The organism is Wenyingzhuangia sp. IMCC45574, assembly GCF_054182685.1.
Genome location: NZ_CM135169.1, coordinates 1,041,819 through 1,058,589, shown reverse-complemented (window position 1 = coordinate 1,058,589; position 16,771 = coordinate 1,041,819). Strand labels below are relative to the sequence as shown.

Genomic DNA, 16,771 nt, shown 5'->3' with positions numbered 1-16,771 from the left:
TACCTACTACCTACTACCTACTACCTACGCAGCTATATACACCCAAGCCTCTGTCCCAGAATCTAAAACAACCTGAATTCTTTTATATTCCATTCCTTCGTAAGCATCGCAATTGTAAAGGTCTTCTTCTGTTAGTTCATAACAAACACCATCTATAGTAGCTTGTTTAAAGTTTTGGACAGGTGTTAAAATAGGGTAGGTTTGTCTTCCTATTAAAATGCTTTCTTTTTTAAATCCTTTAAGTTTATCTACACTTCCTTTTAACAGTCTACCAAATAGTTCTGCCTGTACTTTAGGGTTTTGTAATGTTCCGTATGTAAATACTTTTTTCATAGTTGATAAAATCGTCTTTTTTTGTTGAATATAATGGATTATATTCTCTTGTTTTCTCTAAATTTACATAAGAATATATAAAAGTAGATGAATTTAAAATTAACAAAACCTATAGTTTTTTTTGATCTAGAAACTACAGGGGTTAACATAGGTGTAGATAGAATTGTAGAGATTTCCATTTTAAAAGTTTTTCCAAATGGGAATAAAGAGAGTAAAACATGGCTGGTAAATCCAACGGTTCCCATTCCAAAAGAATCTTCGGATATTCATGGGATTACAGAAGAGAAAATAAAGGATGAGCCTACTTTTAAGCAATTGTCAAAAGATATTTATCAAATAATTAAGGGCTGCGATTTGGCAGGTTTTAACTCCAATCGTTTTGACATTCCTTTGCTTGCAGAAGAGATGTTACGTGCAGAAGTAGACTTTGAATTAGACAATGTAAAGTTTGTAGATGTGCAGACTATCTTTCATAAAAAAGAGCAAAGAACCTTAAGTGCTGGATATAAGTTTTATTGCGGAAAAGATTTGGAAGGAGCCCATTCTGCCGAAGCAGATACCAATGCTACATATGAAATATTGTTAGCTCAGATAGAAAAATACGACGACATTGGTACAGATGTTGCAGCATTAAGTGAGTATTCATCACATCAAAAAAGAGCAGATTTTGCTGGGTTTATTCAGTTTAACAATAAAGAAGAAGAGGTTTTTACATTTGGAAAATACAAGAACAGAAGAGTTTTAGATGTGTTAGAAGAGAATCCGGGATATTACAACTGGATGCAGAATGCTGATTTTCCATTATATACCAAAAAGGTTTTAACGAACATTCGATTAAAAACCTTGAACAACAAATTTAAATAGATATGTACGTACCCTATAGTGAATTGCCAGACAACTCAAGAGTCTGGATATATCAATGTAGCCGAAAGTTATCGGTAGAAGAACAAGAAATTGTTTCTAAAATGACGGTTGAGTTTGTAGAACAATGGACAAGACATGGAGAAAATGTTCGTGGAAGTTTTATTGTAAAATACGATCAGTTTTTAATCATTGCAGTAGATCAAGATTTTGTAGAGGTGTCAGGGTGTTCTATAGATGCTTCTGTAAAATTGGTACAACAAATTCAGACATTGTTTAATGTAGATATGTTAAACAAGTTGGCTATAGCATACAAAAGTGAAGAGGCTTTACAGGTGGTTCCAATGTTAGATTTTAGCAACTTAGCTAAGAATAACAAAGTAAATAAGGATACCATTGTATTTAATAATATGGTAAATACCAAAGCAGGAGTTGCAAATGAGTGGGAAGTAGCTGCTAAGGATAGTTGGCACGCACGTTTTTTTAATTCTTAAAAAAACGTAATTGTTTTATGAGGTATGTTATAGTTTTACTATTTGTATTCGTTGCTACAACCAATTCTTTTTGTCAACAAAAATTCACCGTTCATAATCCTTTATTGGCTAAAGACCGTTTTGCCCAAGAAGTTTGGGTAGATAGCTTGTTAAATAAAATGACCTTAGATGAAAAAATAGGTCAATTGTTTATGGTACAAGCGTATTCCAATAAGGACGAAGCACACGAACAAGAAATTCAATCTTATATAGAAAAATACCACATAGGTGGGTTAATCTTTATGCAGGGAACTCCAATAAAGCAGGTGGAGTTGTATAACAAGTATCAATCCAAAGCGAAAACTCCTTTATTGGTAGGTTTTGATGGGGAATGGGGGTTGTCGATGCGTATAAAACCCTCTTTTGCTTATCCTTGGAATATGACTTTGGGTGCAGTGCAGGATGATCGCTTAATTTATAAAGTTGCACAACGAATAGGGGAGCATTGTAAGGAAGTAGGAGTGCATATCAATTTTGCTCCAGTGGTAGATATTAATACCAATCCTTTAAATCCCATTATTGGAAATCGTTCTTTTGGGGAGGATAGAAATAATGTTACCAGAAAAGCCAGGGTTTTTATTGAGGGAATGCAAAGTGTTGGGGTACTAGCAAATGCAAAACATTTTCCCGGACATGGAGATACAGCTGCGGATTCTCATAAAACATTACCTGTTGTAAAGTTCGATTGGAAACGATTAGATTCATTAGAGTTGTATCCGTATAAACAATTGGTAAATTCTAATCTGGCCAGTATAATGGTGGCTCATTTAGACATTCCTTCTTTACAAACACAAATGGGAAGACCTACATCTTTGGCTAAAGGGGTGGTTACAGATTTATTACAACGTAAATTAGGATTTGGAGGTTTGGTTTTTACAGATGGGTTGAATATGAATGGGGTTGCCAGTTACACAACACCTGATTTGGTTTCTTTGGAGGCTTTTAAAGCAGGGAATGATATGTTGTTGATTCCTATGGATGTAGCGAATGGGGTTGACAAAATTAGGACCGAAATTCAAAAAGGTAACATCTCTGAAGAACGATTGAATTATTCTGTTAAAAAGGTCTTACAAGCAAAGTATTTAGCAGACTTGCAACATTTAAAAGAGTTAAAGCAAGAAGGTTTACAACAAAGAATTCATACAAATGAGGATGATAGATTGTTTAAGAAAGTTGCCGAAAAAGCAGTGACTTTAGTTAAAAACGATGCGAATTTATTGCCTTTACAACGACTGGATACTTTAAAGGTTGCTTCTGTAAGCCTTGGAGATGCATCTTCTTTAATTTTTGAAAATACATTAGATAAGTACACAACAGTAACTAACGTAAAAGGTTTGTCTGTACTGAACTATCAAAAAAAGTTGGCGGATTTCAATACAGTAGTGATTGGTTTTCATAAATCAAGCGAGCATCCTTGGAAATCCTATAAGTTTACCAACGGAGAAGTTGAGCTAATCAATAAAATAGCTCAAGACAAAAAAGTAATATTAACTGTTTTTACGAGTCCTTACTCTTTGTTGCAATTAAACGGATTTAAAAAGGTGTCTAATGTTGTGGTGGCTTATCAGAACAATCCCGTTTTTCAATCTGTAGCAGCACAACAAATATTTGGGGCTTTACCATACTTGGGTAAGTTGCCAGTTTCTGTTTCTAATCAATACAAAGTAGGAAGTGGAATAACGAGGGGAGAATTAAAAAGAATGCAATATGGAACTCCCAAAGAGGTAGGTTTAGATGCTGTTAAATTGTCTAAAATAGATTCAGTTGCAAATGCTATCATAAAAAAAAAGATGACTCCTGGGTTGCAAGTATTGGTTGCAAGAAAAGGGAAGGTGGTTTTTGAGAAAGCGTATGGGTACTATACTTACGATTCTGTGCAGAGAGTAAGTACTAATTCTATGTACGATTTAGCTTCGTTAACCAAAGTAATAGGAGCAATGCCCTTGTTTTTAAAAGGCTTTGAGACGGGAAAGTACAAGTTAGATAATAAGCTTGCTGAAGTGCTGCCTGAATTTAAAGAATCGCCTATAGCCAATTTATTGCTTATAGATATGTTAACACATCAGTCTGGTTTAAAAGCATGGATTCCTTTCTATTTAAAGACATTGGATAGTGTTTCTAAGCAACCAATGAAAAAGTGGTATCATTCTACTAAAAACAAAGATTATTCGGTTAGAATAGCTCAGAATATGTATATGAAAAAGGAGTATGTAGATAGTGTTTTTCAAACAATTAAAACAACTCCGTTAAGAGATAAAATTAATTATAAGTACACCGATTTAACTTTTCTATTGTCTAAAAAGATGTTCGAAAAGTTTTACAACAAACCAATGGAGAAAATCTATGAAGATTTTTATACCAAAAATTTAGGAGCTACTAGACTAACCTACAAACCCTTGTTAAAGTACGCTAAGGATAGCATTGTACCATCAGAAAAGGATACGTATTACAGAAATCAAACGTTACAGGGCGATGTACACGATATGGCTGCAGCTATGTTGGGTGGTGTAAGTGGGAACGCAGGTTTGTTTGGAAATGCAAATGATGTAGCCAAAATAATGCAGTTGTATCTAAACAAAGGCTTTTATGGAGGAAAACAGTATTTTAGATCGAATACATTTAATGTTTTTAATAAAGCTTATTTTGCAACGAGAGATAATAGAAGAGGCCTGGTGTTAGATAAGCCAGATCCTAAGGGAAAAATAGGGAATACGTGTAATTGTGTTTCTAAAGAAAGTTTTGGGCACAGTGGTTTTACGGGAACTTATACTTGGGCGGATCCAAAAACGGAGCTTATTTATGTGTTTTTATCCAATAGAACGTATCCTACAATGGATAATAACGATTTGGGAAGGTATGATATCCGTACCAATATTCAGCAAATGATTCAAGAAGCCATAGAGCAATAGAAATAAAAAAGCGATTCAAAATAAAAAATAGAGTGCCCCCAAAATGTTAGACACAATTTGGGGGTATTTTTATGTCTAGAAAAGTAAAGTACACATTTGAATTTAAACGTAAATGTGTTTTGTTGTTTTTTAAAGAACATCAATCGGTTATTAGTATTTGTAAAGAATTAAAGCTTCATCATTCTATTGTTTACCGTTGGTGTCAGCAGTATGAGAAAGATGGTCTACAAGGATTATTACCAAAACAAACAAAGCATTACTCTCCATCTTTTAAACTAAATGTATTACAGACTATAGATAGAGACAATCTCTCTATGGCTGAAGCTAGTTTAATTTTTAATATCGGAGGAGATTCTGTAATACATAATTGGAGGGTACGCTATAATTCTTTAGGTTTGGATGGTCTAAAAGATAAACCTAAAGGTAGACCTATTGGTATGAAGACTAAACATACAAGAAGTAAATCTAAACCATTAACTAAAGAAGAAGAACTTTTAAAAGAGAATCAATCTTTAAAAGCAGAACTTGATTTGCTAAAAAAGTTACATGCCTTAGCTCAAACCAGAGAGAAAAAGCAATAGCCATAGATGGGTTAAGGCATAAACATGATTTATCACTATTGTTAAAGCATGCGAATATGGCTAGAAGTAGCTTTTATTATCATTTGCAAAAAAGTAGAGAGCCTGACAAATATGAACTTATTAAAAAGTTAATTACTCAGATTTATCATCAAAACAAAGGAAGATATGGTTATAGAAGGATCACCTTAGAGTTAAACAATCAAGGAATAATGATCAACCATAAGACAGTATTTAGACTAATGAAATCTATGAAGTTAAAGTCTCTAGTCAGAATAAAAAAATATCGTTCTTATAGAGGGAGTCAGGGAAAAATAGCTCCTAATATTCTCCAACGAAATTTTAAGGCATTAAAACCTAATCAAAAGTGGGCTACAGATATTACAGAATTTAAAGTTCTGGGTGAAAAACTATATTTATCACCAATCATAGACTTATATAACAGAGAAATTATAAGTTATCATATCTCTAGAAGCCCTAACTTCAAACAAATAACAACCATGCTTGACAAAGCTTTTAAAAAGCATAAGCTTAATAAAACCTTACTGCATTCTGACCAAGGGTGGCAATATCAAATGAAGAGATATCAGACTTTATTGAAAAAAAACAATATCATTCAAAGTATGTCTAGAAAAGGAAATTGTTTAGATAATGCTATTATTGAGAACTTCTTTGGAACTTTGAAATCAGAACTATTTTACCTTAAAAAATGGAACTCAATTAATCAACTAGAAAAGGAAATTAAAGAATATATTAGCTATTATAATGAGGAGAGAATCTCATCGATTTTAAATGGAATGAGCCCGATAAAATATCGAGCTCAGTTCTATAAGTAATTTTTAACCGTCCAACTTTTGGGGGCTAGTCCAAAATGAATCGCTTTTTCGTTTGTAAATATCTAAGTTGGAGTTTATTTCCAAGTAACAATATCCTCTATATTTCTTCTAGATTTTGGGAACTCAGGAGCTGCTTTTCTATGACCAAAAGCAACCATGTAAGACATGCCATATTTTTCTGTATCTACTCCAAATTTTTCTGCCAATAAAGCTTCTGTTTTTTCTTTGTGAAATCCTTCTATAGGACAACTGTCAATTCCGTTTAAAGCAGCAGCAGTCATCATGTTACCTAAAGCAATATAAGTTTGCTTAGAGGCCCAGTCAAATAGCTTTTCATCGGAATCTAATTTAAAGTCACGCTCTTGGAATTCACGATAAAACTTGTTGTAGATTTCAATTACATCTTGTGGCAATTGTTTTACATCTTTCATCATGTGCATAATGTAGTCAGAGTCCCATTTGGTTAATGGAGCTTTCATGCTTAGCCCTAATATAAAATGACTGGCAGTATCTAACTTTACAGGAGCACCCCAAGCAACAGGTTTTAACAGTTCACGTAATTCTTGATCTTGTACTACAATAAAGTGCCAAGGTTCAAAACCAAAAGAACTTGGAGATAAATTAGCGGTTTGTAAAATAAAGTTGATATCCTCTTTAGATAACTTCTTAGTTGCATCAAATTCCTTAGTTGCGTGTCTGTATTCAAACGCTTCTATAATGTCTTTTTTCTCAATATTTGGTATGCTCATTTTTTTATTATTTTTGTACTATAAAAATTATAGTAGCAAAAGTAAGTATAGGTTTTTGTTTACACAATAACGGTCAAAAAGGATAGTAGGTGTTATGAATGATACTAAGTATAAGAATATAAAGTTTAAAGGCAAGGAATATCCTTGTTGTACAAGCCTTACCATGGGAATTATAGGGGGAAAGTGGAAGACGGTAATTTTATTTTATTTAACACAAGGAACGCTTCGTTATAGCGAGCTTAGAAAAAAAATGCCTCAGGTAACAGAGCGTACGTTAAGCTTGCAGTTAAAAGCATTGGAAGAAGATGGGTTGATATCTAGAAGAGTCTATACTTCTAAACCACCTTTAAAAGTAGAGTATGCTTTAACAGAATTTGGCAAGACAACCATTCCTGTTATCAATACCATTGTGGAGTGGGGGTTAATGGTGGAAAAAAAATACGCTTCTTCTTAGCTTATTTTACATGCCCAATTCCAAAGCCCATGTCTTCTATTTTGTACAAGTGACTGTGATCGTGCATTAGTAAATGCCTTAGCATAATGTAGGGAGTGTAGGTTTTGTATTCTGTTTGGCTATTTTTAAAAAGTTTTTGAAATATCGGCTGGTGTAATTATAAACAAGACATTTTTAATTCACAATAATCTATTATTGTAACTGCGAACAATAAGAATTCTATCATCAGTCAACTAAACAAAATTCCGTATCTTTGCACGCTAGAATTAAGGGTAAGAATTTTTAATAATTCCGACCACTTAGCCAAACAAAGATTATGGCAGATATAAGAGAAGAACTTAAGAAAAGAATTTTAGTGTTGGACGGTGCTATGGGTACTATGATTCAGCAATATAAATTCACGGAAGAAGATTATAGAGGAGAACAGTTTAAGGACTGGCATGTGTCTGTAAAAGGAAATAACGATATGTTGTCTATTACACAGCCAGAAGCTATTAAAGAAATTCATGCTAAATATTTTAAGGCAGGAGCAGACATTGCAGAAACCAATACTTTTTCTAGTACTACCATTGCTATGGCAGATTACGAAATGGAAGATGCAGTATATCAGTTAAATTACGAGTCAGCAAAAATAGCCAAAGAAGTAGCAGATGAGTTTACAGCTAAAGAACCACACAAGCCACGTTTTGTAGCAGGTTCTGTGGGACCTACCAACCGTACGTTAAGTATGTCTCCAGATGTAAACGACCCTGGTTATAGAGCAGTAACTTTTGATGAATTAAGAATAGCCTACAAACAACAAGTAGAAGCGTTGATAGATGGTGGAGTAGATGTATTGTTGGTAGAAACTATTTTTGATACCTTAAATGCCAAAGCAGCTTTATTTGCCATTCAGGAAGTAAACGATGAAAAAGGCTTAGAGGTACCTATTATGGTAAGTGGTACTATTACCGATGCATCGGGTAGAACTTTGTCTGGGCAAACAGCAGAAGCATTTTTAATTTCTGTATCGCATTTGCCGTTATTAACAGTAGGTTTTAACTGTGCCTTGGGAGCAGATGCCTTACAACCGCATTTAGAGTCGGTAGCATCTAACACCAAGTTTGGAGTGTCAGCACACCCAAATGCAGGGTTGCCAAATGCGTTTGGAGAGTACGATGAAACTCCAGAAGAAATGGCTGTTCAAATTCAGAAATATTTTGATAAAGGATTGATTAATATAATTGGAGGATGTTGCGGAACAACTCCAGCACATATTAGAGCCATTGCAGATATTGCTGAGAAAGTGGAGCCTAGGCAAGTTAAGTAACTTGCTGCTTTAAGCCTTATGCTATATGCTTTAGGCTTTTTAAATTTTATAAGGAACTAGCTTAGAGCGTATTGCTTATAGCTTAAAGCTCAAAAAAAATGAGTCAAATTAAACAAACAAAATACATGCGTTTATCAGGATTGGAACCTTTGGTTTTAAGTCCAGATATGAATTTTATCAATGTAGGAGAACGTACCAATGTAGCAGGTTCGCGTAAGTTTTTACGTTTGATAAAAGAAGAGCAGTTTGATGAGGCATTAGAAATTGCTAGACATCAGGTAGAGGGAGGAGCACAGATTATTGACATTAACATGGACGATGGTTTGATTGATGGTAAAGAGGCCATGGTGAAGTTCCTAAACTTAATGATGGCTGAGCCAGAGATTGCACGTGTTCCTATGATGATAGACTCCTCTAAGTGGGATATTATAGAAGCAGGTCTGCAAGTAGTGCAAGGAAAGTGTGTGGTAAACTCTATCTCTTTAAAAGAAGGGGAAGAGAATTTTAAGGCACAAGTTCGCAAGTTAAAAATGTATGGAGCTGCGGTAATAGTAATGGCTTTTGATGAGGTTGGTCAGGCAGATAATTACCAACGTAGAATAGAAATTGCAGAACGCTCTTACCGTATTATGGTAGATGAATGTGGTTTCCCATCCGAAGATATTATTTTCGATTTAAACATATTCCCAGTAGCAACAGGAATGGAAGAACATCGTAGAAATGCCATCGATTTTATTGAAGCTACACACTGGGTGCGTACCAATTTAACCAATGCAAGTGTAAGTGGTGGGGTAAGTAATGTTTCTTTCTCGTTTAGAGGAAACAACCCTGTACGTGAAGCCATGCACTCGGTGTTCTTATACTATGCCATTCAGAAAGGAATGAACATGGGAATTGTAAACCCTGCTATGTTAGAGGTGTATGACGATATTCCTAAGGATTTATTAGAGCATGTAGAAGATGTAATTTTAGATCGTAGAGACGATGCCACTGAGCGTTTGTTAGACTTTGCAGAAACAGTTAAAGGTTCTGGTAAAGCCAAAGTAGAGAATTTAGAATGGAGAGAGTTGCCTTTACAAGAACGTATTACTCACGGATTGGTAAAAGGTATAGATAAATTTATTGTTGAAGATGTAGAGCAAGCACGTCAGGAAGTTGCCAAGCCTTTAGAGGTTATTGAGGGGCACTTAATGATAGGTATGGGAGTTGTAGGAGACTTGTTTGGTGAAGGAAAAATGTTCTTACCGCAGGTCGTAAAGTCTGCTCGTGTAATGAAAAGAGCAGTAGCCTATTTAATGCCTTTTATAGAGGAAGCTAAAGATGAAAATAGTGCTCCGCAAGGAAAAGTATTATTGGCTACCGTTAAAGGAGATGTACACGATATTGGTAAAAACATTGTAGGGGTTGTGTTGGCTTGTAACAATTATGCTATTGTAGATTTAGGGGTAATGGTACCGCCAGAAAAAATATTACAAGCAGCTATTGATGAAAAGGTAGATGTAATTGGGTTGAGTGGTTTAATTACACCTTCTTTAGACGAGATGGTACACATTGCTAAGGAAATGAAGCGTATGGAGTTTGATATTCCATTGTTGATTGGTGGTGCAACAACTTCTAAAGCACATACGGCAGTTAAAATTGCTACCGAGTACGATGGAGGAGTAGTACATGTATTAGATGCTTCTCGTTCGGTTCCTGTTACAAGTACTTTAATTGGAGAAGATAAAGTAGCTGCAAAAGCGTTTAGAGATAAGACCTATGCAGAATACGATAAAGTGAGAGAAGGTTTCTTAAACAGAGCTAAGAAAAAGGTGTATTTACCTTTGGCAGATGCTAGGGAGAATAACTATAAGTTAGAGTTTAATAAAGAAACTACGTACCAGCCAAATAAATTAGGAGTACAGGTAATAGACGATTTACCATTAGAAGAATTGTTACCTTATTTTGATTGGACACCGTTCTTTCAATCGTGGGAATTACATGGTAAGTACCCAGCTATTTTAGAAGACGAGGTAGTTGGGACTCAGGCAACAGATTTGTACAAGGATGCTAAAGAAATGTTAGATACCATTGTTAAAGAGAAATGGTTTACAGCAAAGGCCGTGTTTGGTTTGTTTCCTGCAAACTCTGTAAATACAGACGATATTGAATTGTATACTGATGAAACTCGTTCAGAGGTCATTCAGACAATGTTAACGCTACGTCAACAATCTAAAAAAGCAGCTGGGAAACCTCATTTGGCTCTGGCAGATTATATTGCTCCTAAAGATTCTGGAGTAGCAGACTATATTGGTGGTTTTTGTGTTACTGCCGGATTTGGAGTGGAAGAGAAAGCAGAAGAATACAAACAGAATTTAGACGACTACAATAGTATTTTAGTAAAAGCATTGGCAGATCGTTTTGCAGAGGCTTTTGCAGAGTATTTACACGATAAAGTACGTAAGGAGGACTGGGGATATGCAACGGATGAGAATTTAAACAACGAAGAGTTGATTAAAGAAGCGTATCAAGGAATTCGTCCTGCACCAGGATATCCTTCTTGTCCAGACCATACCGAAAAGATTCAGTTGTGGGACTTGTTACAGGTAAAAGAAAATATAGGAGTAGAGCTAACAGATAGTTTGGCTATGTTCCCTACTGCATCGGTATCTGGGCACTATTTTGCACACAAAGATGCACGTTACTTTGGTTTAGGAAAAATAACAAAAGAGCAAGTGCATAATTTTGCAGAAAGAAGAGGATTAACAGAAGCAGAAGCTGAGCGTTGGCTAAGTCCTAATTTAGCAGAGAGTTAATACAAACATTTTGTAGATATGTGTTTATCCGTTTGGATAGGCAATTTCATAAACAAAAAGTGCATTAAGTAATATTTAAGAAATCGAATAGACTAGTTTTAGTGTATTCGATTTTTTATTTTTAGACTATGATAAGGAATGTTACGTTAAAAGATGCACAGCGAATTGCAGAAATCTATAATTACTATATAGAGCATACGGTAATTACATTTGAGGAAACGCTAGTTACCGCAGAAGAGATAAAAGAAAGAATAGAAGCGCATACTAAAATACTTCCTTGGTTGGTTGTAGAAGAAGATGGAGTTGTTATTGGCTACGCTTATGCTAGTAAATGGGCAGGAAGGTGTTCTTATCGTTTTTCAGTGGAGGTATCCGTTTATTTAGATATCAATCAAAAAGGAAAAGGAGCTGGAACAAAGTTGTATGCGGAATTAATTCAGCAATTAAAAGAATTAAACTACCATGTGATTATAGGCGGAATGACTTTACCAAATGCAGCCAGCCAGGCATTACACGAGAGGTTTGGTTTTAAAAAAGTAGCCCATTATAAAGAAATAGGCTTTAAATTTAAGCAGTGGTTAGACGTTGGTTATTGGCAGCTTATTTTGGATTCAGAAAAATAAGCATAAGAAATTTAAATAGTTGCATAAAAAAAAGTGATTTTAATTGAAAGTTATCATTCATTTATTTGACTACATTTGTGTAGTAAAACAAGATTAATAAAATTAAAAAATATAAGATTATGGCATTAGAAATTACAGATGCAACGTTTGAAGAAGTAGTATTAAATTCAGATAAGCCAGTATTAGTTGACTTTTGGGCAGCATGGTGTGGACCTTGTAGAATGGTAGCTCCAATTATTGAGGAATTATCAGATGATTTTGAAGGGAAAGCTGTAATAGGTAAAGTAGATGTAGATGCGAACCCAGAATTTGCAGCTAAGTTTGGAATTAGAAATATTCCTACTGTTTTAGTTTTTAAAGGAGGAGAGCAAGTAGACAAACAAGTTGGAGTTGCTCCTAAAGATGTATATGCAGGAAAAATTGATGCATTATTAAGCTAAATTTTTAGCATAGCTTTTAAAAAAAAGACCACTTTATGTGGTCTTTTTTTTTGTGTAACAATTTGTTAACTAAGAACCTAGGTAAACACTCGTTTTTTTAGTGAAAAAAAAGTGAAAAAAGCTTTGGTAGAACTTTAGTTTAGTTGTATATTTGCAACCGCTAACAGCAACGGTCTGGTAGTTCAGCTGGTTAGAATACCTGCCTGTCACGCAGGGGGTCGCGGGTTCGAGTCCCGTCCAGACCGCTTCTTATGAAGAGAATCATTGAGATTCAACGAAAGCCCCACTAAAATGGGGCTTTTTTAATTTACACTACTTTTAAAAACACCCACTTTCACCCAATTGCGAGTGTACTAATCGGAGGACTAAAACCATAAAATAAAAAGTCCACCTCTTAGATTCTTTTGCATTGTTATTCAGTGTTTTGTGCTTTACAGATATAACGTGATGCTCTAATTTTATAACCCAAAATTTTAGTACCATGCAAAGAGCCACATTTACCATTCTATTCTTTATTAAGAAAACCAAGACGTTAAAAGATGGAACAGCACCTATTTATTTACGAGTAACTGTAAACGGAAAACGTTCCGAAGTAGCCATTAAAAGAAGTGTGCAGCCCAATATATGGGATACAGCACGCAATAAAGTAAAAGGAAACTCAAAAGAAAGTAAAACTTTAAACGAGTATTTAAATAGTGTTAGAGGACAAATACAGAACTGTCAACAAGCTTTACAAGAACAAGGCAAGACAATTACAGCAAAAGCACTAACCAATGCCTTTTTAGGTAAAGGAGAAAAACAATGGACGTTAAAAGAATTGTTTGAGAATCATAACAAACAAATGAAAGAATTAATTGGAGTAGAATATTCAGGAACAACACACTCAAGGTATGAGACCGCTTTTAATCATATAATGAGCTTTTGTAAAATCCATTACAAAAATCAACATCTATTATTAACAGAGATAAACCATAGCTTTGTTACAAGTTTTGAAAGCCATCTTAAAACCAATGCAAAATGTCAACACAATTCAGCAATGAAGCACGTAAAAGCTTTAAAGAAAGTGATTAATCTAGCTTTGGCAAATGAATACCTAAAGAAAGACCCATTTGTAAATTATAAAGTTGTGATTAAAGACAAAGACAGAGAATGTTTAAACAAGTTTGAGTTAGAGCGTATAGTTGAAAAAGAGTTCAGCACCGAAAGATTAGATGTTGTGAGAGATTTGTTTGTGTTTCAGTGTTATACAGGACTAGCATTTGCAGACTTAAAAAAACTGCATAGGAAAGATGTAGTTATTGGTATAGATGGTAATAAGTGGTTGGTTGTAAAACGACAAAAAACAAAAACAGAATGTAAAATTCCTATTCTGCCAACAGCAGAAGCAATTTTAAATAAATACAAAAATCATTTATGTAATGAGATAGAGAACAGATTGTTACCTGTACCATCCAACCAAAAAATGAACGAATACCTAAAAGAAATACAAACTTTATGCAAAATACCTAAAAAGCTTCATACACACTTGGCAAGACACACATTTGCAACTACAGTTACCTTAAACAATGGAGTCCCTATGGAGACAGTTTCCAAGCTTTTAGGGCATAAAAAAATAGTTACTACACAAATCTATTCTAGGGTGTTAGAAAGTAAGATTAGCCAAGATATGGCTGTTTTAAGGGGTGCTTAATAGCTAAAACTAGCAATAAATATTATATTTGGAATTACCACATTGTTTCTCAGTAAATAGTGTGGTAATTGCTATTTATAAAAGTATTGTTATGGAAAATAATGAACTAGAAGTTGAGGATTATATTATAAAAAAATTAACAGAAACTGTTTTAGATGAAATAAATGGTTTGAATGAGGAGAATATAGAGAAAGATAGGTTTATGTACGCTCTGTGTTCAGATGAAGATGAAAAATCAATTACAACAAAGAGTGAAATAAAGGAAATCCAATTTAAATTGACTAAATGTAATACGGAGATTTCTGGATTTATTCAGGCTTTTTTAACACATGAATTCTTTACAAAATTAGATGGTTTAACTTTTGATGAAACAAAAGAAAAGATTGTGCGAAACTTTCTTATTAATTCTCAAGATGATATTATTGAAATCTTGAAGTCATGTCATAAGAACGATAACATCTTTAACTATAAAGATTTTGAGTTTTGGAATTTAGAAGTACTTACTAATTTAGGTTTGGACAAAAAGTTAGTAAAACACTTTATTAAAAAAATGGCATTAGCAGAAAGGTTATTGGCTTTAAAGTCTTGTTTAGATACAGAGAGTAATAAAACTAAACATCAATTTGTTGTTAAATCTTTTAAGTATACAGGGAAAGCAAAAGAACAATCAAAACTCACTGACTTAATGAATTCATTAAAAAAGAGAGGTTTTATTGATAGTGAAACTAGTTTAGGAAATTTTAGAAAAGTTTTCAATCAGGAAAGAATAGAAGCACCTATTACATGGACAGGTAGCGTATCAGAGTTACACTACTTTATAAAACAACTACATAGTGAGCTTAATTATGTTGAAAATGTAAAACAACAAATTTGGAATATTACTAAAACATGTTTTGTAGATAAAGAAGGAAAAGAGTATAATAATACGCAATTAAGAACTCAAAAAAAGCCAGTTACATCAAATAACGTTGATATGTGTTTAAATACACTAAAATAGGCTCTACACTTAGAGTATATTTTTCAAAAACTTTTTTTTAATTTAAGACAAAGCACCCTTAGTAGGTGCTTTTTTAATGACCAATTAACACTCTACACTCTACTCTACACCTTAAAACGTAGAGTGTTTACGTACTTGTTATTTGCTCAAATTTGTCAATGTAATTTTAAAACAAAAGCAAATGAACGCAGTAATATTAACAGAAACACAGTACCAAGATTTAATAAACACTATCCAAAACCTAGGGAAGAAATTAGAAAAAGTAGCACAAAAACCAAAATCTACATTTCTAGACAATCAAGACTTTATTCAGCTAATGCATATTAGCAAAAGAACGGCTCAAACATGGAGAGACAATGGAACAATACCTTTTTCGCAAGTAGGTAGTAAAATTTATTATCTAAGAAAAGACGTAGACCAATTGTTGAATGAGTATTATAAAAGAAACACTAACACTTCTAAAAACTAATAGGTATGACACCAGAATACAATCAAATATATACAGCAATTTTAAAAGCATTAAAGAGAATAAATATAGATATGTGTACTATTTTAGAACAATCAGAGAGATATAAAAAAGAAACAGAACTAAAGTTACTAACTAAGGCCGATGTTAAAGAGCTATTTGGAATATCATACGGTACAATTAGTAATTGGTCTGACCAAGGGATACTTTTACCTATTAGCTTAGAGGGTAAAGTATATTTTGATATGAAAGATATAAAGGCCACAATTAAAAAGGCAAAAGAACAAGGCAATCCTAAAAAAAAAGAATAGAGTTTAGGTATTTAAAAATACCAGTAGAGCAATGTGTTTATGTACTACAACACAATCTAGAAAAACCATTTAAACTGTACTTACTGTTAAAACAAACATATCCAAATGGTTATGTTAAGTTAGATAAAAATGAAGTCCAGTTTTTAGCTTTAACTTTAAATGTAACAGAAAAAACAATCGTTGCAAATATTAAAAAGTTAAATAATTTAGGCTGGGTAAGATACAGAGACAGAAAAAAGTATTGTTACTTAATAGCAATAGACAAACTTAGAAACAATTTCAATTGGAGAGTAAGAAGTAGCGTAGAGTTTTATTTTTATGATATCTATAGAACACAAGCTGTGTTAGGTGCAGCTGTATATACCTACTTACATAAAGATTTTTGGAGAAAAAAAAGGGCTGAGGCAGTACGAAAAAAGCAACGTGCATACAGGTCTAGTCCTTTTTTCTTCAATTACAAAGAACATTATGCTCCTATTTCTGTACTTGGAATCCAGAGTCTTTTTGATATTTCACAAGCCAAAGCATCTAGAATAAAAAAACTTGCTCAAGGTCAAAATCTAATTAAAGTAAAAAAGAACTTTGTAATCTCTGAACAAACAAAAAAAGAGGTATTGTATATAGAAAAGTACAATGCAGGGGACGTTAAAAAAAATCTTGTTTTTAAAAATGGAATGTATTATGAACAAGAAATAGATGCTGTATTGCCTCTTATTGACCTTAAAAAAAGGAAAAAACTGGAAACATATATAAAGCAATAATAGAGGTTTGTTAAAGAGATTGATGTGATTGTATTAGTCTCTCTTTTATTTAAGGTCTTTAGATGTGTTTGAAAATTTTTTTTCCTTTGCAAATACACTGCACATATACCATAGATTTTTGATGTT

The 16,771-nt window shown here is 33.6% G+C and carries 17 protein-coding genes and 1 tRNA gene; 16 read left to right on the top strand and 2 right to left on the bottom strand.

Annotation, left to right across the window (positions count from 1 at the left end; all coding sequences use genetic code 11):
* Positions 1 to 24 precede the first annotated feature (24 nt).
* Positions 25 to 333: a gamma-glutamylcyclotransferase family protein gene (locus ACXHHC_RS04520; RefSeq protein WP_458228463.1), complete on the bottom strand. Its 309-nt coding sequence runs from the start codon at positions 331 to 333 to the stop codon at positions 25 to 27.
* 87 nt (positions 334 to 420) lie between these two features.
* Between ACXHHC_RS04520 and ACXHHC_RS04515 the strand changes: the two genes are divergently transcribed.
* The 5 genes from ACXHHC_RS04515 to ACXHHC_RS04495 all read left to right on the top strand — a co-directional run bounded on the left by ACXHHC_RS04515 (position 421) and on the right by ACXHHC_RS04495 (position 6,050).
* Positions 421 to 1,197 carry an exonuclease domain-containing protein gene (locus tag ACXHHC_RS04515; RefSeq protein ID WP_458228462.1) on the top strand — a complete coding sequence of 259 codons (777 nt, stop codon included), beginning with the start codon at positions 421 to 423 and terminating at the stop codon, positions 1,195 to 1,197.
* Positions 1,198 to 1,199: 2 nt separating this feature from the next.
* Positions 1,200 to 1,688: an ABC transporter ATPase gene (locus ACXHHC_RS04510; RefSeq protein WP_458228461.1), complete on the top strand. Its 489-nt coding sequence runs from the start codon at positions 1,200 to 1,202 to the stop codon at positions 1,686 to 1,688.
* A 17-nt stretch (positions 1,689 to 1,705) separates the two neighbouring features.
* Positions 1,706 to 4,636 (top strand): glycoside hydrolase family 3 N-terminal domain-containing protein, encoded by a 2,931-nt coding sequence (locus ACXHHC_RS04505; RefSeq protein ID WP_458228460.1) that lies wholly within the window; start codon positions 1,706 to 1,708, stop codon positions 4,634 to 4,636.
* A gap of 71 nt (positions 4,637 to 4,707) precedes the next feature.
* Positions 4,708 to 5,217, top strand: coding sequence for a transposase (locus tag ACXHHC_RS04500; protein WP_458225989.1), 510 nt, complete (start codon positions 4,708 to 4,710; stop codon positions 5,215 to 5,217).
* A complete protein-coding gene (locus tag ACXHHC_RS04495; protein WP_458229223.1) occupies positions 5,214 to 6,050 on the top strand; it encodes an IS3 family transposase in 837 nt (278 codons plus the stop codon). The genes ACXHHC_RS04500 and ACXHHC_RS04495 overlap by 4 nt, the downstream gene beginning before the upstream one ends.
* A 74-nt stretch (positions 6,051 to 6,124) precedes the next feature.
* Here the strand turns inward: ACXHHC_RS04495 and ACXHHC_RS04490 are convergent, their stop codons facing one another.
* Positions 6,125 to 6,799, bottom strand: coding sequence for an NAD(P)H-dependent oxidoreductase (locus tag ACXHHC_RS04490; protein WP_458228459.1), 675 nt, complete (start codon positions 6,797 to 6,799; stop codon positions 6,125 to 6,127).
* Positions 6,800 to 6,893: 94 nt separating this feature from the next.
* Between ACXHHC_RS04490 and ACXHHC_RS04485 the strand changes: the two genes are divergently transcribed.
* From ACXHHC_RS04485 to ACXHHC_RS04435, 11 genes are all read left to right on the top strand, one after another.
* Positions 6,894 to 7,253, top strand: coding sequence for a winged helix-turn-helix transcriptional regulator (locus ACXHHC_RS04485; protein ID WP_458228458.1), 360 nt, complete (start codon positions 6,894 to 6,896; stop codon positions 7,251 to 7,253).
* 316 nt (positions 7,254 to 7,569) lie between these two features.
* Positions 7,570 to 8,562, top strand: coding sequence for a homocysteine S-methyltransferase family protein (locus tag ACXHHC_RS04480; protein ID WP_458228457.1), 993 nt, complete (start codon positions 7,570 to 7,572; stop codon positions 8,560 to 8,562).
* A 98-nt stretch (positions 8,563 to 8,660) separates the two neighbouring features.
* Positions 8,661 to 11,357, top strand: a complete 2,697-nt coding sequence (gene metH / locus ACXHHC_RS04475) for a methionine synthase (protein ID WP_458228456.1) — start codon at positions 8,661 to 8,663, stop codon at positions 11,355 to 11,357.
* 128 nt (positions 11,358 to 11,485) lie between these two features.
* On the top strand, positions 11,486 to 11,980 hold the full coding sequence (locus ACXHHC_RS04470) for an arsinothricin resistance N-acetyltransferase ArsN1 family B (protein WP_458228455.1): 495 nt from the start codon (positions 11,486 to 11,488) through the stop codon (positions 11,978 to 11,980).
* 119 nt (positions 11,981 to 12,099) lie between these two features.
* Positions 12,100 to 12,420 carry a thioredoxin gene (gene trxA / locus ACXHHC_RS04465; protein WP_458228454.1) on the top strand — a complete coding sequence of 107 codons (321 nt, stop codon included), beginning with the start codon at positions 12,100 to 12,102 and terminating at the stop codon, positions 12,418 to 12,420.
* Positions 12,421 to 12,591: 171 nt separating this feature from the next.
* Positions 12,592 to 12,665: transfer RNA gene (locus ACXHHC_RS04460), tRNA-Asp, on the top strand.
* Positions 12,666 to 12,901: 236 nt separating this feature from the next.
* On the top strand, positions 12,902 to 14,110 hold the full coding sequence (locus ACXHHC_RS04455) for a site-specific integrase (protein WP_458228453.1): 1,209 nt from the start codon (positions 12,902 to 12,904) through the stop codon (positions 14,108 to 14,110).
* A 91-nt stretch (positions 14,111 to 14,201) separates the two neighbouring features.
* A complete protein-coding gene (locus ACXHHC_RS04450; protein WP_458228452.1) occupies positions 14,202 to 15,107 on the top strand; it encodes a hypothetical protein in 906 nt (301 codons plus the stop codon).
* Positions 15,108 to 15,288: 181 nt separating this feature from the next.
* Positions 15,289 to 15,576, top strand: coding sequence for a helix-turn-helix domain-containing protein (locus ACXHHC_RS04445; protein WP_458228451.1), 288 nt, complete (start codon positions 15,289 to 15,291; stop codon positions 15,574 to 15,576).
* Positions 15,577 to 15,581: 5 nt separating this feature from the next.
* Complete coding sequence (locus tag ACXHHC_RS04440) at positions 15,582 to 15,884, top strand: helix-turn-helix domain-containing protein (RefSeq protein ID WP_458228450.1); 303 nt, start codon at positions 15,582 to 15,584, stop codon at positions 15,882 to 15,884.
* A gap of 341 nt (positions 15,885 to 16,225) precedes the next feature.
* A complete protein-coding gene (locus ACXHHC_RS04435) occupies positions 16,226 to 16,645 on the top strand; it encodes a hypothetical protein (RefSeq protein WP_458228449.1) in 420 nt (139 codons plus the stop codon).
* Positions 16,646 to 16,771: the final 126 nt, after the last annotated feature.

Coding starts and splice junctions, on each gene's coding strand:
- ACXHHC_RS04520 (WP_458228463.1), bottom strand. CDS start 333: ATGAAAAAAGTATTTACATACGGAACATTACAAAACCCTAAAGTACAG.
- ACXHHC_RS04515 (WP_458228462.1), top strand. CDS start 421: ATGAATTTAAAATTAACAAAACCTATAGTTTTTTTTGATCTAGAAACT.
- ACXHHC_RS04510 (WP_458228461.1), top strand. CDS start 1,200: ATGTACGTACCCTATAGTGAATTGCCAGACAACTCAAGAGTCTGGATA.
- ACXHHC_RS04505 (WP_458228460.1), top strand. CDS start 1,706: ATGAGGTATGTTATAGTTTTACTATTTGTATTCGTTGCTACAACCAAT.
- ACXHHC_RS04500 (WP_458225989.1), top strand. CDS start 4,708: ATGTCTAGAAAAGTAAAGTACACATTTGAATTTAAACGTAAATGTGTT.
- ACXHHC_RS04490 (WP_458228459.1), bottom strand. CDS start 6,799: ATGAGCATACCAAATATTGAGAAAAAAGACATTATAGAAGCGTTTGAA.
- ACXHHC_RS04485 (WP_458228458.1), top strand. CDS start 6,894: ATGAATGATACTAAGTATAAGAATATAAAGTTTAAAGGCAAGGAATAT.
- ACXHHC_RS04480 (WP_458228457.1), top strand. CDS start 7,570: ATGGCAGATATAAGAGAAGAACTTAAGAAAAGAATTTTAGTGTTGGAC.
- metH (WP_458228456.1), top strand. CDS start 8,661: ATGAGTCAAATTAAACAAACAAAATACATGCGTTTATCAGGATTGGAA.
- ACXHHC_RS04470 (WP_458228455.1), top strand. CDS start 11,486: ATGATAAGGAATGTTACGTTAAAAGATGCACAGCGAATTGCAGAAATC.
- trxA (WP_458228454.1), top strand. CDS start 12,100: ATGGCATTAGAAATTACAGATGCAACGTTTGAAGAAGTAGTATTAAAT.
- ACXHHC_RS04455 (WP_458228453.1), top strand. CDS start 12,902: ATGCAAAGAGCCACATTTACCATTCTATTCTTTATTAAGAAAACCAAG.
- ACXHHC_RS04450 (WP_458228452.1), top strand. CDS start 14,202: ATGGAAAATAATGAACTAGAAGTTGAGGATTATATTATAAAAAAATTA.
- ACXHHC_RS04445 (WP_458228451.1), top strand. CDS start 15,289: ATGAACGCAGTAATATTAACAGAAACACAGTACCAAGATTTAATAAAC.
- ACXHHC_RS04440 (WP_458228450.1), top strand. CDS start 15,582: ATGACACCAGAATACAATCAAATATATACAGCAATTTTAAAAGCATTA.